This is a genomic window from Flavobacterium melibiosi, assembly GCF_048158545.1.
GTDB lineage: Bacteria > Bacteroidota > Bacteroidia > Flavobacteriales > Flavobacteriaceae > Flavobacterium > Flavobacterium melibiosi.
The window spans coordinates 469,000-482,426 of the sequence record NZ_JBLNKU010000001.1; the positions used below are offsets into that span (position 1 = coordinate 469,000).

Genomic DNA, 13,427 nt, shown 5'->3' on the forward strand with positions numbered 1-13,427 from the left:
ATGAAACTCTACATCAAAAATATGGTATGCGATCGCTGTAAAATGGTTGTGAAATCCGAGCTCGAAAAGATTGGAATTTTTCCTGTTTCAGTTGAATTGGGGGAAGTGGAACTATTAGAAAATTTCAAAGAGAACCAGAAGCAAGAGTTAGAAATAAAATTACAATCGCTCGGATTTGAATTGTTAGAAGACAAAACAACGATAGTTATAGAGAAAATTAAATGCCTTATTATTGATTTGGTACACCATCAAAATAATGAATTAAAAACTAATTTATCACACTATTTATCAGAACAATTAGTGCAAGATTACAGTGCTTTGAGTAATTTATTTTCAGAAGTTCAAGGCACAACTATTGAGCATTATTTTATTGCTCAAAAAATTGAAAAAGTAAAGGAGTTATTAATGTATAAAGAATTAACTTTAAGTGAAATTGCAATTAAATTGAATTACAGCGATGTAGCACATTTGAGTAATCAGTTTAAAAAAATCACGGGCGTAACGCCAACTCATTTTAAACAATTAAAAGAAAATAACAGATTACAAATTGATGGGTTGTAAAATTTACAAATCATTTCCAAAATTCTACAACAAGTCAAAATATCAGGTCGAGTACCTTTGAACAGTAGAAATGAATCTTTAGTTTAATATTTTAATAATAGAAAAAATGAAAACATTAATTATCGTACTAAGCGTGTTCTTAGTAGTGAATTCAATGGCATCAGCTCAAGAAGCGGTGAAATCGTCCCAAAAGGAAACCCATAAAGAAATGTATTCGTGTCCCATGCACCCAAAAGAGATGAGTAGCAAAGAAGGGGAGTGTAGTAAGTGTGGAATGAAATTAGTAAAAACATTAAAACACGACACTTCAGGGAAAGGAACAAAAACAGAAGTTGTTACAAAATACGTTTGTAAAATGGATGGTACAACTGCTGATAAACCTGGAGAATGTTCTAAATGCGGAATGAAAATGACTCCCCAAGAAGTTCAAAAACCGGTATATTCTTGTCCGATGCACCCGAAAGAAATAAGTGATAAATCTGGAAAATGTCCTAAATGTGGTATGCAGATGACTCCAACAGAAAGTGACAAAAAAGAAGAGAATCATCAACATTAAATTTTTTTAAAATCGGTTCTATACTTTTATAGAACCGATTTTTTTTAATTCAACATTATGAAACATACCTATACAGTCACTGGAATGTCTTGCGACGGTTGCCGTTCCAAAGTCGAAAAAACATTGAATGCTATTGAAGGGATTCAAGCAACACTTACTTTGGATCCGCCAATAGCGACAATAACAATGGATAAACACATTTCCACTGCTCAATTACAAGAGACCTTAACTGCAGCCGGAAACTATACAATTGCCATGAATAATGCGCTTGATTCTCATGAAGCTACTGAGAAACCAATCGAGAAATCGTGTTGCAGTTCGAATAAACAACAAGAAAAACCAACCGTAATTTTACCCGATACTGCGCAAGGCAAATACTATTGCCCCATGCATTGTGAGGGCGAAAAAGTCTATGATAAACCGGGAAGTTGTCCGGTGTGCGGAATGAATCTGGAAAAAGTCCCAGAATTAAGTGCTGCAAAAACAATGTACACGTGTCCCATGCATCCCGAAGTAATCAAAGACGGTCCTGGTTCGTGTCCCATTTGCGGGATGGATTTAGTGCCAATGGAACCCACCGATTCTGAAGAAAATAAGGTGTACAATGATTTGGTTCGCAAAATGAAAATAGCGGTAGTGTGTACAGTTCCTATTTTTATTATTGCCATGTCAGATATGATTCCGAATAATCCATTAATGAAAATTATGGGTACAGAAAAGTGGAATTGGGTACAATTAATACTCTCGCTTCCAGTTGTTTTTTATGCCTGTTGGATGTTTTTTGAGCGTGCATGGAAATCAATTGTTACTTGGAATCTCAATATGTTTACCCTTATCGGAATTGGTACAGGCGTGGCATTTTTATTTAGTTTAGTCGGAATGTTTTTTCCAGCTATTTTTCCCAATGAATTTAAAACGCATAACGGAACGGTTTCGCTCTATTTTGAAGCAACAACAGTCATATTGACTTTGGTTTTATTAGGTCAGTTATTAGAAGCCAGAGCACATAGTCGAACCAGTGGTGCGATAAAAGAATTATTGAAATTAACACCAACCGAAGCCACTTTGGTTAGCGATGGAGCGGATAAAGTAATCTCAATACACGACATCAAAAAAGGTGATTTATTGCGTGTAAAACCGGGAGATAAAATTCCGGTGGATGGAAAAATCTCCGATGGAGAAAGTACCATTGACGAATCGATGATTTCTGGAGAGCCAATTCCAGTTGATAAAAGAAAGGATGATTCCGTTATCGCAGGAACAATAAACGGCAATAAATCGTTTGTGATGATTGCCGAAAAAGTGGGTTCGGAAACGTTGCTTTCGCAAATTGTACAAATGGTCAATACTGCCAGTAGGTCTAAAGCACCGATTCAGAAACTAGCCGATAAAATAGCTAAATATTTTGTGCCAATTGTGGTTTTTGTATCTGTAATTACCTTTTTTGTTTGGGCACAATTTGGTCCTGAACCCGCTATGGTTTATGGGTTTATCAATGCTATTGCGGTATTGATAATTGCCTGTCCGTGCGCTTTGGGATTGGCTACGCCCATGTCGGTAATGGTTGGTGTTGGGAAAGGAGCACAATCGGGAGTTTTGATAAAAAACGCCGAAGCATTGGAAAATATGAACAAAGTAAATGTTCTGATTACCGATAAAACAGGAACAATTACCGAAGGAAAACCTTCAGTTGAAAAAGTATTCTCCGTGAATAATGAAGAAGATTCTTTATTGCAAAGCATTGCATCTTTAAATCAGTACAGCGAACATCCCTTGGCGCAAGCCGTAGTCAATTTTGCGAAAGCGAAAGGAGTTTCATTAATCGACGTAAAGGATTTTGAAGCGATTTCAGGAAAAGGAGTTGTTGGTACAGTTACCAATAAAAAAGTAGCGCTCGGAAATAAAAAATTAATGGAGCAGGTGAATGCCACGGTTTCGGATGAATTAGAAAATAAAATCACAGCCGAACAAAAACTGGGAAAAACGGTTTCTTACATTTCAGTGGACGGAATCGAGGTGGGATTTGTATCGATAACTGACGCCATAAAAACAACAAGTGTTGAAGCTATAAAAGAACTGATGCGCCAAGGAGTTGAGGTGATTATGCTTACCGGAGATAATGAAAATACGGCAAAAGCAGTGGCGACACAATTAAATTTAAGTTCGTTTAAAGCCAGTTGTTTGCCCGAAGACAAGCTCAAGGAAATTAAACGACTGCAATCCGAAGGGAAAATTGTGGCTATGGCGGGTGACGGAATCAACGATGCTCCGGCTTTGGCGCAAGCAGACATCGGAATTGCGATGGGAACCGGAACGGATGTCGCTATTGAAAGCGCTAAAATAACGTTAGTGAAAGGTGATTTACAAGGCATTGTCAAAGCGAAAAACTTAAGTCATGCCGTGATGAAAAATATCAAACAAAATTTATTCTTTGCCTTTTTCTATAATGTACTTGGAATTCCAATTGCAGCGGGCGTTTTATATCCGTTTTTTGGAGTGTTGCTTTCGCCAATGATTGCGGCTTTGGCCATGAGTTTTAGTTCGGTTTCTGTAATTGCAAATGCGTTGCGATTGCGCGGTTTAAAACTATAAAAAAATTAAGATTGAAAAATTCTATTGAAAAACAAAAAATAATGAAAAGTAGCATCCTATTAATTTTCTTCCTGACTATTTATCCCTTTGCGCAAGCAGAAAATAAGAATGAGAGAAAAATTTCTAAAAAAATAGAAATTTTTCAGGTACAGCCTACAACATATACATGCCCAATGCACCCTGAAATTCATGCCAGTAAACCTGGGAAATGCCCCAAATGCGGTATGGATTTGATTAAGGAAAAAACAAAACCGATAAAAAAATCCGTTCAAAAAAAGCAAGTGCCAAAGGTAGTTGTAAAAAAAGCAGTACCTGCAAAAGCAACCGTTATTGAAACTAAAGCAGTAAGTGATGATTTGCATAAAAATCATGCAAATGTTCCCGCAGATAACACTAAACTCAAAGAAGAATCGGTTAAAAAAATAGTTAAAAATGCTCCTTCAAGAACTGTTCGTTACGATTTATATGTTCGGGATACCATTGTTACTTTTGGGGATAAACCCAAAAGAGCGATTGCCGTAAACGGACAAATTCCGATGCCAACGCTCACGTTTACCGAAGGTGATATTGCCGAAATTTACGTGCATAACGAATTAAATGAAGATACTTCGCTGCACTGGCACGGATTGTTTTTGCCCAATAAAGAAGACGGCGTGCCTAATTTGACACAAATGCCAATCAAGCCGAAAACCACACATAAATATACATTTCCAATTATCCAACACGGAACGCATTGGTATCACAGTCACACGGGTTTGCAGGAGCAAATTGGGATGTACGGTTCTTTTGTAATGAATAAAAAATCGGATGATCCAACCTTTAGAAAAGGAATTGATGATTTGCCAACCGTTCCAATTATTCTGAGTGAATGGACGGATATGAAACCAGAAAATGTACACCGAATGTTACACAATGCGACGGATTGGTTTGCGATTCAAAAAGGAACCACGCAAAGCTATGCCGAAGCCATAAAATCAGGACATTTCAAGACAAAAGTCACCAACGAATGGAAACGAATGAACGCCATGGACGTAAGTGATGTGTATTATAATAAATTCCTGATTAACGGGAAAAATGAAAGCCAGCTTTCGCAGTTCAAGGCGGGAGATAAAGTGCGTTTAAGAATTTCCAATGGTGGTGCTTCGACCTATTTTTGGTTGAATTATGCCGGAGGAAAAATCACCGTAGTTGCTAGTGACGGAAATGATGTGGAGCCTGTTGAAGTCGACCGATTAATCGTTGCTGTTTCTGAAACGTATGATGTTGTTGTAACGATTCCAGCGGATAAAACGGCATATGAGTTTTTAGTCACTTCGGAGGACAGGACCAAATCGGCTTCGTTGTATTTAGGAGATGGCATCAAGCAATTGATTTCACCTTTGCCTAAATTAAAGTATTTTGAAGGCATGAAAATGATGAACGGCATGATGAAAATGAATGGCGATTTAGACGATATGGGCATGAAAATGTCACTGAACCAAATGGACATGAATGTGGTGATGTATCCTGAATTATCCTCCCCCAGCCCCTCCGAAGGAGGGGAGACTAAAAAAACCGATATGAAAATAGATGATGAGCATGCAAACCATAATAGGTATGATTCTAATTCACTTTCTGATATTGTCACATTGAATTATGCGATGCTGAAATCACCCACTAAAACAACATTGCCAAAAGACGCACCGATAAAAGAATTGCGGTTTGAATTATCAGGAAACATGAATCGGTATGTTTGGAGTCTGGACAATAAAGTAGTTTCGGAAGCTGATAAGATTTTGATAAAGAAAGGAGAGAATGTTCGAATTGTACTCTTTAACGGTTCGATGATGCGCCACCCGATGCATTTACACGGACACGATTTTAGAGTGCTGAACGGAAAAGAAGCATACGCGCCGCTGAAAAACATCATCGATATTATGCCGATGGAAACCGATACGATTGAGTTTAATGCAAATGTTAAAGGCGATTGGTTTTTTCATTGTCACATTCTCTATCACATGATGGCGGGAATGGGAAGGGTTTTTAGTTATGAAAATCAAGAGACAAATCCTTTGATTCCAAATCCAAAATTAGCGCAACGCAAATTGTTTGCTGATGACAGAGCTTTTCATGTGATGGCCGAAAATGATTTTGCCACCAATGGAAACGATGGAATGTTGATGATTCAAAACACGCGTTGGAGTATTGGTACCGAATGGCGTTTGGGCTATACCAATCATCACGGGTATGAAACCGAAACGCATATAGGACGATACATCGGGAAAATGCAATGGCTGATGCCGTTCATCGGTTTTGATTGGAGGTATCGAAAAATGGAAATGGGAGAAATGGAAGAGAATTTTTTTGGTCAAACCAATACCAAAGACAATCGTGCTGTTTTCAGTGCCGGAGTCGAATATACGTTGCCAATGCTCATCAAAGCACAAGCCGAAGTATTTACCGACGGAAATTTCAGATTGCAATTTGAACGCATGGATATTCCGGTTTCTAAAAGATTGCGCATGAATTTAATGTGGAATACGGATAACGAATACATGGCAGGATTGCGGTATATTGTCAAGAGAAATTTTGGAATCACTACACATTACGACAGTGATATGGGAATGGGTTTTGGATTGAGTTTGAATTATTAAAAACAGAATAGTTTGTTTTTGTAATTTTGGGAAAAATATAGTGCTATGTTACAACTTTCAGAAATCTGGATTTATCCTGTAAAATCATTAGGTGGAATTAAATTGCAAGAAGCTCAAGTGACTGATCGGGGCTTGGAGCACGACCGCCGTTGGCTGTTGGTTGATGAAAACGGAATGTTTCTGTCGCAAAGAGAACATCCGGAATTAGCTCTTTTTCAACCTGAAATTACAGGGGATTTTCTGAAGATTACACATCGCGTACAATTAGAAACGATACAATTTCCGTTGCATCAATCTTTTTTGGAAGCCGAAACTAAAATTGATGTGATGGTTTGGGAGGACTCCATTCAGGTATATGAAGTAGATTCGGTTGTTTCAGATTGGTTTTCCCGATTATTGGGATTTTCAGCTCGTTTGGTTTTCATGCCCGAAGAAAGTCACCGAAAAGTGGAGGCTAAATATGCAGTTACGGAGGCTGATATTAATTCTTTTTCGGATGGCTATCCTTTTTTGTTGATTGGTCAATCGTCCTTGGATGATTTGAATTCGCGTATGAAGGAAGCACTGCCGATTAATCGGTTTCGACCTAATTTTGTTTTTACAGGTGGTGACGCTTATGAAGAAGATTCTTGGAAAGAATTTACAATTGGTGAGCTAACTTTTTTTGGAGTGAAACCTTGTGGAAGATGTGTAATGACTACAGTAGACCAAGAAAAAGGAGTGACATCAGGAAAAGATCCGTTGCTGACTTTGGCAAAATACAGGAATGTGGGAAATAATGTGTTGTTTGGGCAAAACTTGATAGGTTCAGGAATTGGTTTTGTTGGTGTTGGTGATGCAATTGCCGTTTTGATTTCTATTTAAGTACGTTTTCGCTTCGCGAGTGTAGCTTATCCGTTGGCTAAGTTTCCCGACTTCTTACTCAAATTTATTGCTTATTGAAATAGCTAAAAAGTCGGGAGACTCAAGAGAGCAACCCGACTTTTAATACTATTCTCGTTTATAGCTTGTGTGTTGCAACGTCTATACAAGCAATCAAATCAGTCTTTTTTATGTTGTTCCGTGTGGTTTTGATTTCCGTTAATGGTATGATCTCCCACATTCATTCCGTTTGACATTCCAATCATAAAGGCGGTAATAATTAGCATAATTTTTCTTTTTACCCAAAGAATAGGGTGTTTAGATTGCTCTAAACGTGTTTTGTTATTGTGTTTATACATTTTGTAAATGATAAATGATTAGACATTTGGTATCATCTTTATGCATGGCATTGCATAAAATGCGTAGAAAGAAATTTCTAGGCTGTGTATAAACTTTTATATGGGTTTCTGGAAGTAATCATCTCATTTACAAAGAGGTGTTGGGCTGTAAATGAACTTGTTTTTTGATAAAGTAGCGTTTGTAATTTTAGAAGAACCGGAATTTGAAGACTAAAAACATCTTGAAATTGGAGATAAATTAAGTGAAATAAGAATGAGGTTTTTTCAGACGAATTTACCTGATGGAACACGTATAATTTCGAACCCTTAGAGTTCAATTCTTTTCTGAGGATTACGTTCGAGAATTGGTAATAATCTGCTGAATTTGATTGAGAATCTAAAGCACCATCATTCACCATCAGGCCAAAAGCCAGAAAGAGTGAAATGAGATATTTTAAATATTTTTTCAATCTATTTAATTTTAATTATTGGTATGCTGTACAACGTTCTAGGTTTTGTTAGGGTTTTGTGGCTAAAATACCATTTATTTCCGGATTAGCGCTATTGTTTAAATTAGTGCTATCGAGTTGCAAAACCGATTTCATGGTTTTTATGCTGTGCAAAGTCTCCCGACTTTGTGCCAAATACTATCTGCCGTTAGCACTTTATAATCATTTGCTATTTGCTCGTTATTGTGGGCGCAAAGAGACGATTGCGCAGCTTGTTTATTGGAAATGTGTGAATTATACAATTATTGTCAAAAATTGTATTACATTTTTGCAAATGTATAGGGTTATTTTTGCTTCTTAGGAACAAATTATTCGAACCATCATTTAAAATTATTTACATGAATAACCCCTCAGCACCAAAGAAAATTACCTGGATTATAGGATTGATTTGCGGTATACTTGGAATCATCGGACATTTTGCACATATTCAGATTTTAACAGAACATAATTACACGCTATTGCTTGTTGGTTTTGTTGTTTTGGCAGTAGGAACAACTGTAAAAGGAGTTTAAATAATTAGAAACTATGCAGGATGAGAAACAAGTATTAATATAAAATATATAATAATGTCAGAAAAAAACAAAAAACAATTTGGTGTTTGGATGGATTCACATCATGCAACTATTGTAGGAAGAGAAAATGTAGATTCAGGTGAGTTCGTAATATTAGGTCACGAAAAAGTTGACGGACAAGGTCGTAATTCAAGCGAAAACGCAGCAAACAATGCTGAAAGAGATTTACTTCATAAACTATTCAAAAACATTACTGCTCATATGCAAAATGTTGATGAATTGCATGTGACAGGAACTGGTACTGCACAAGAACAATTTATTAAATATTTGAGTGAGACTCCACAGTATAAAAATGTTGAGACTAAAGAAAGTACTTCTAATAAAATGGATGATGAAAGTTTAATTGAATATGTGGCTGCACAGTTCAACTAATCGCTTTAAAAAAAGCTATTTTTTATTGGTTAAAATGAAATGCCTCCAAAAAAGTCAAACGCTATTTGGAGGCATTTTTATGGAGAGAAAAGTCAGAGATGTTTTCTCCGCTTTTACGGAAAATTATTTAAATTTCATTGTAATTAAAAAGTAATGCGGTATTTTAAAGTGCTCCTACGCTGGCAAAGTCTCCCGACTTTGTGCCAAATCCTATATGCCGTTTACGTTTTATACTCACTATATTATTTACTCATTATTGTGGGCGCAAAGTCAGAGACATTTGCGCAGCATTAATGATAAATTTTTTCTTTTAAAGAACACTTTGCGTAGCTGGGGGTTTCATTGTTCGTGCTGCGCACGCAACGAAACTCTAACTGTTACCTGCAGTTTTATTTGTCAAATAGTTCTATAATTTCTTCCATACTTATATTCGGAGCATCCATTTTGACTAATACATCTGTTAACATTGCTAGTACTGCCACAAGCGTTGCTGTATTTTTAGAATGTTGTTCATGCAAAATATTAAATATTTTAATTAATGGAATTTTTTGAGCCTCGGCATTCACATAATTATGAGGTTGTAAATCCGAAATACCTTTCTTATGTAATAATCCAGATCGATAATTATTAAGCTGGTCTAAATTTTCGGACTTAATAAATTCAAATACAAAATCACAATAAGGAAGATTTTTAATTTCTATAGGCAGATTATTTAATAATGAATCTACTTTTTGTTTGTGCGTTTTTTTAGATTCTAAATTTTTAATGCTAAACGTTAAACCAAATAAAACTACAGTTTTTTCTATTGATGCTTTCAAATATGAAAATACTAAGTCGGCAGCCATGATTGCATTTATTTCAGCGTTAATAAACAAAGCGTCACCTTTTTTGAGTTGAGCATAATGAGTTAATCTTAAATATTCGTGAAGCGAAATGGCGATTTTTTGCTGAATATTGAGCAGTTCATATAAATAGGAAATTATGTCGTCGGCTTCTGGGTGATTTGACTTCCTAATTGAATTGACGGCAAATTCGAAATGGATGTCTAAATAATGGGCAAATGATGTTATTGGAATTTTTACTACCATAGGAAATGAAAGAAAACATATTTCAGGTGAAAGTAATTGAAGGTTTAAATGAAGATATGGTGAAGTAATTTCGGCAAATCGTATTCTGGTTAATGTTGTCATGCCATTTAATCCATTGACTTTAAGTTTATCCGATTCTGTTAGGCAATCAAATTTCCAATTTTTAGTGTTGTGCCAAGAGGTTAATTTAAAAAGTTCATCTGCATAATCTTTACCTGGGATTCCAAATATTTCTTCAAGGAAAAGTCTTTTAACGAGTTTTTCAAGTGTAGGTTTTGTTGGACTCCATTTAAAGTTTATAAGACACTTAATTTTTTTTCTTCTAGATTCTTCCTTCCAAATTTCTTTTGATTTTACAGTAAGTAACAATGCTCCCTTTTGTTGCTTTTCTCCTAAAAAGAATACAAACTCATTTTCAACTCGAAATATGTATTTTAATATAAGTTTTGTTATCACGATTGTTGATTAAAATTGCTGGTAACTTGTATATAAGTCTGATAATGCCAGATTTATCAACCCTAAATTGGGCTGCTTTGTCTGACAAGCGTCAGTGTTTATTTGATTTCAAATATATTATAATTATCAGCTGCTGCAAAGTCTCCAGACTTTGTGCCAAATCCTATATGCTGTTAACTCTTTACACTCCCTATAGTATTTGCTCGTTATTGTGGGCGCAAAGTCAGAGACATTTGCGCAGCGTAAACGATAAAATTATTCTTTAAATATACACTTAGCAGAGCTGGTGTTTGGTTAAGTCCCGTTACTACAGCGGGTTTGGGACTAAATTAAGCTACGCTGTGCAAAGTCTCCCGACTTTGTACCAAATCCTATCTGCCGTTAATATTTTATAATCATTTGCTTATTATAGTAGGCGCAAAGTCAGAGACGTTTGCGCAGCTTATGCGACAAATTTATTCTTTGAAAGAATACTTTGCGGAGCTGGTGGAACGCATCCGTAAAATCAACGAAATCCAACGGGGATGGTTAAACTATTTTCGAGGGACTAGTATTCAAGGAAAGTTACGAGATATTGACGGATGGTTGCGCAATAGACTGCGCTACTGCATTTGGACGGACTGGAAGAAACCCGAACGCAAAAGGAAAAACCTGATGCGATTAGGGATTGACAAAGACCACGCTTATGCATGGAGCAGAACCAGAAAAGGAGGATGGCGCATCGCCCAAAGTCCGATTCTAACCACTACAATTACCCTACTGCGACTTAAGAAGAAAGGCTATCAATCAATGTTGGAGATTTACATGGAGCTCAACCCATCACTTTGCGAACCGCCGTATACGAGACCCGTACGTACGGTGGTGTGAGAGGCGCACTCCGTTAGTTTCTAGCGGAGCCGTCTACTCGATTGGCGGGAGGTCATTTTTGGCATTGTTTTTTATACTCATTTAAATAATTTTCAAAATCATCTTCGAATAATATTTTTTTGATATTATCTTCGACATATTTGTGATAAGCTGGACAATCTTCCACTATTTTCGCTAACTCTGCTTTCCAAGCTTTTGGAACTGTAATTGGAAAAGTATAGTCTTTTTGATTTTCCTTTTTGATTAAATATCCTAATTTAATATTATAATTTACACCTACATAGCCTGATCCGTAAAATTGATACACTGTTAGTTTATCTATTTTATTACCAATAACTCTAAATAAAAAAGAGCCTTTATCTTTTTGATCTTCATAAAATGAATCAAAGCAAAAATTTCTATTATTTGATTTGATGCAGAATCCATTTAATTCACTTGGTTTTGAAGTTATGCTTTCCCCATTTAATTTATATTTTACTTTTTCCTGCAGTTTTCCTATTTTTCCAAAACTTCTTACTGTTAGGTCTCCTACATTAAATTGAACATTTATTGTATCATTGTTTCGTATAATATATCCGTTATTTTGACAATAAATCAAATTATAAAATGTAAGTAGTAAAAGTATAAATGTCGGTTTCATTATAGTTTGGTTTTAAATTTATTTGTTGTTAGTGTGACTTCCCGCCAACGTTCTGGTGCTACAGCGGGTTTGGGGTTAAATTAAGACCATTATTCGGATTTGCCAAATCATCCCAAATACAAAACCAACTTCCCATTAAGCCAATTGCCCAAATCCGTTGTAGTAGCTGTGTGTGCCTTGCATGCACTTCCGATTCCTCAAAAGTAGGAATTTTATCTAGAGGGTGCAAGTCCCTTATCGGCAAGTTGTTGAGTTATATTGAGCCGATTAGCACGTGGCAAGCTGGTTTGGAGTAATCCATGCAGTGAAGGAAGCCCAACGGCAAAAGTCTGTACCGAGGAACACAAAGCACATAGGAGGCTAGCTAAATTGGGTAAGTATGCACAGCAATGCAAAGCCTAAAGACAACAGGTTTAGTTAGTAGATGCGTCGGGGATAGACTGAAAGAGGAAGTGCTTACCGAGGGAGGTCTTCACAACCACGAGTTGGTTAAGTGGAGAAGTCAGCAGAAGTCATAGTACTTGGGGCAACGAGTTACCAATAGAAACGGTATAGGACTCACAAACAAGGAAGGACTGAACGCAGGTGGTTCTCAATTTCTAACGGAATGACGTGAGTCATAGCCCTAGAAAAGCGGAACAGGAAGAATTTAATGTAAAATAACAAGCATGATTGCACAAGTAACACATCCTTACAATCTCCAAAAGGCGCTACGCCAAGTAGTGGTCAACAAAGGCAGTGCGGGCGTTGATGGACTAAAAACCACTCAACTGGCGGACTATTTCCGTGAACACAAGCCTGCATTACTGGAAGACATTAAGAATGACCGTTATTTACCGCAACCCATTCTTGGTGTGGAAATTCCAAAAGGAAATGGTAAAACAAGACTTTTAGGAATTCCAACAGTAGTCGACAGACTGCTTCAACAAGCCGTATCGCAAGCGATGATGCCGAGATTCGAAAAGGATTTTAGTGTGAACAGCTTCGGATTTCGACCCAACAAAAACGCCCGCCAAGCGGTGGGCAAAGCCTTGGGGAACATTCACGAAGGCTACAGTTATATTGTAGACATTGACCTAAAGACCTTCTTTGATGAAGTCGATCATTGCTTGCTGATGAATCTGATTTACCAAAAGGTAAAATGTCCAACGACTTTGCGATTAATCCGCAAATGGTTGCGAGTGCCAATACTCATCAAAGGAAAACTGGTCAAACGACGAAAAGGCGTCCCGCAAGGAAGTCCGATAAGTCCGCTTTTGTCAAACATTTTGCTCCACGAATTGGACAAAGAACTGACACGAAAAGGATTGAAGTTTGTCCGTTACGCCGATGATTTCAGCATCTACACCAAATCGAGATACCAAGCCAAAACGGTTGGTAAC

The 13,427-nt window shown here is 36.8% G+C and carries 13 protein-coding genes; 9 read left to right on the plus strand and 4 right to left on the minus strand.

Annotation, left to right across the window (positions count from 1 at the left end):
• The 5 genes from ACM55F_RS01960 to ACM55F_RS01980 all read left to right on the plus strand — a co-directional run bounded on the left by ACM55F_RS01960 (position 1) and on the right by ACM55F_RS01980 (position 7,206).
• Positions 1 to 561, plus strand: a complete 561-nt coding sequence (locus ACM55F_RS01960; protein WP_416852027.1) for a helix-turn-helix domain-containing protein — start codon at positions 1 to 3, stop codon at positions 559 to 561.
• 106 nt (positions 562 to 667) lie between these two features.
• Complete coding sequence (locus tag ACM55F_RS01965) at positions 668 to 1,117, plus strand: heavy metal-binding domain-containing protein (RefSeq protein WP_416852028.1); 450 nt, start codon at positions 668 to 670, stop codon at positions 1,115 to 1,117.
• Positions 1,118 to 1,174: 57 nt separating this feature from the next.
• Entirely contained in the window at positions 1,175 to 3,709 is a 2,535-nt protein-coding gene (locus ACM55F_RS01970) for a heavy metal translocating P-type ATPase (protein WP_416852029.1), read from the plus strand.
• A gap of 41 nt (positions 3,710 to 3,750) precedes the next feature.
• Complete coding sequence (locus ACM55F_RS01975; protein ID WP_416852030.1) at positions 3,751 to 6,342, plus strand: multicopper oxidase domain-containing protein; 2,592 nt, start codon at positions 3,751 to 3,753, stop codon at positions 6,340 to 6,342.
• Between the two features lie 45 nt (positions 6,343 to 6,387).
• Positions 6,388 to 7,206, plus strand: coding sequence for an MOSC domain-containing protein (locus ACM55F_RS01980; RefSeq protein ID WP_416852031.1), 819 nt, complete (start codon positions 6,388 to 6,390; stop codon positions 7,204 to 7,206).
• A gap of 176 nt (positions 7,207 to 7,382) precedes the next feature.
• Here ACM55F_RS01980 and ACM55F_RS01985 read toward each other — a convergent pair whose 3' ends face one another.
• The gene (locus ACM55F_RS01985; protein ID WP_416852032.1) at positions 7,383 to 7,562 is read right to left on the minus strand and encodes a hypothetical protein; all 180 of its coding nucleotides are present in this window, start codon (positions 7,560 to 7,562) and stop codon (positions 7,383 to 7,385) included.
• A gap of 77 nt (positions 7,563 to 7,639) precedes the next feature.
• Positions 7,640 to 8,011 (minus strand): hypothetical protein, encoded by a 372-nt coding sequence (locus tag ACM55F_RS01990; RefSeq protein ID WP_416852033.1) that lies wholly within the window; start codon positions 8,009 to 8,011, stop codon positions 7,640 to 7,642.
• 377 nt (positions 8,012 to 8,388) lie between these two features.
• Here ACM55F_RS01990 and ACM55F_RS01995 point away from each other — a divergent pair, with 377 nt between their 5' ends.
• Together ACM55F_RS01995 and ACM55F_RS02000 are read left to right on the plus strand one after the other, a co-directional pair.
• Complete coding sequence (locus tag ACM55F_RS01995; protein WP_416852034.1) at positions 8,389 to 8,562, plus strand: hypothetical protein; 174 nt, start codon at positions 8,389 to 8,391, stop codon at positions 8,560 to 8,562.
• A gap of 54 nt (positions 8,563 to 8,616) precedes the next feature.
• On the plus strand, positions 8,617 to 8,994 hold the full coding sequence (locus tag ACM55F_RS02000; RefSeq protein WP_416836058.1) for a hypothetical protein: 378 nt from the start codon (positions 8,617 to 8,619) through the stop codon (positions 8,992 to 8,994).
• A gap of 389 nt (positions 8,995 to 9,383) precedes the next feature.
• Here ACM55F_RS02000 and ACM55F_RS02005 read toward each other — a convergent pair whose 3' ends face one another.
• Positions 9,384 to 10,538, minus strand: a complete 1,155-nt coding sequence (locus ACM55F_RS02005) for a hypothetical protein (protein WP_416852035.1) — start codon at positions 10,536 to 10,538, stop codon at positions 9,384 to 9,386.
• 444 nt (positions 10,539 to 10,982) lie between these two features.
• On the opposite strand from ACM55F_RS02005, the gene ACM55F_RS02010 reads away from it, so the two are divergent.
• Complete coding sequence (locus ACM55F_RS02010) at positions 10,983 to 11,405, plus strand: group II intron maturase-specific domain-containing protein (RefSeq protein ID WP_465245380.1); 423 nt, start codon at positions 10,983 to 10,985, stop codon at positions 11,403 to 11,405.
• A gap of 52 nt (positions 11,406 to 11,457) precedes the next feature.
• Here the strand turns inward: ACM55F_RS02010 and ACM55F_RS02015 are convergent, their stop codons facing one another.
• On the minus strand, positions 11,458 to 12,045 hold the full coding sequence (locus ACM55F_RS02015) for a hypothetical protein (RefSeq protein ID WP_416852037.1): 588 nt from the start codon (positions 12,043 to 12,045) through the stop codon (positions 11,458 to 11,460).
• Positions 12,046 to 12,767: 722 nt separating this feature from the next.
• Between ACM55F_RS02015 and ACM55F_RS02020 the strand changes: the two genes are divergently transcribed.
• The coding region (locus ACM55F_RS02020) for a reverse transcriptase domain-containing protein (protein WP_416852038.1) at positions 12,768 to 13,427 on the plus strand (660 nt) is incomplete at its 3' end.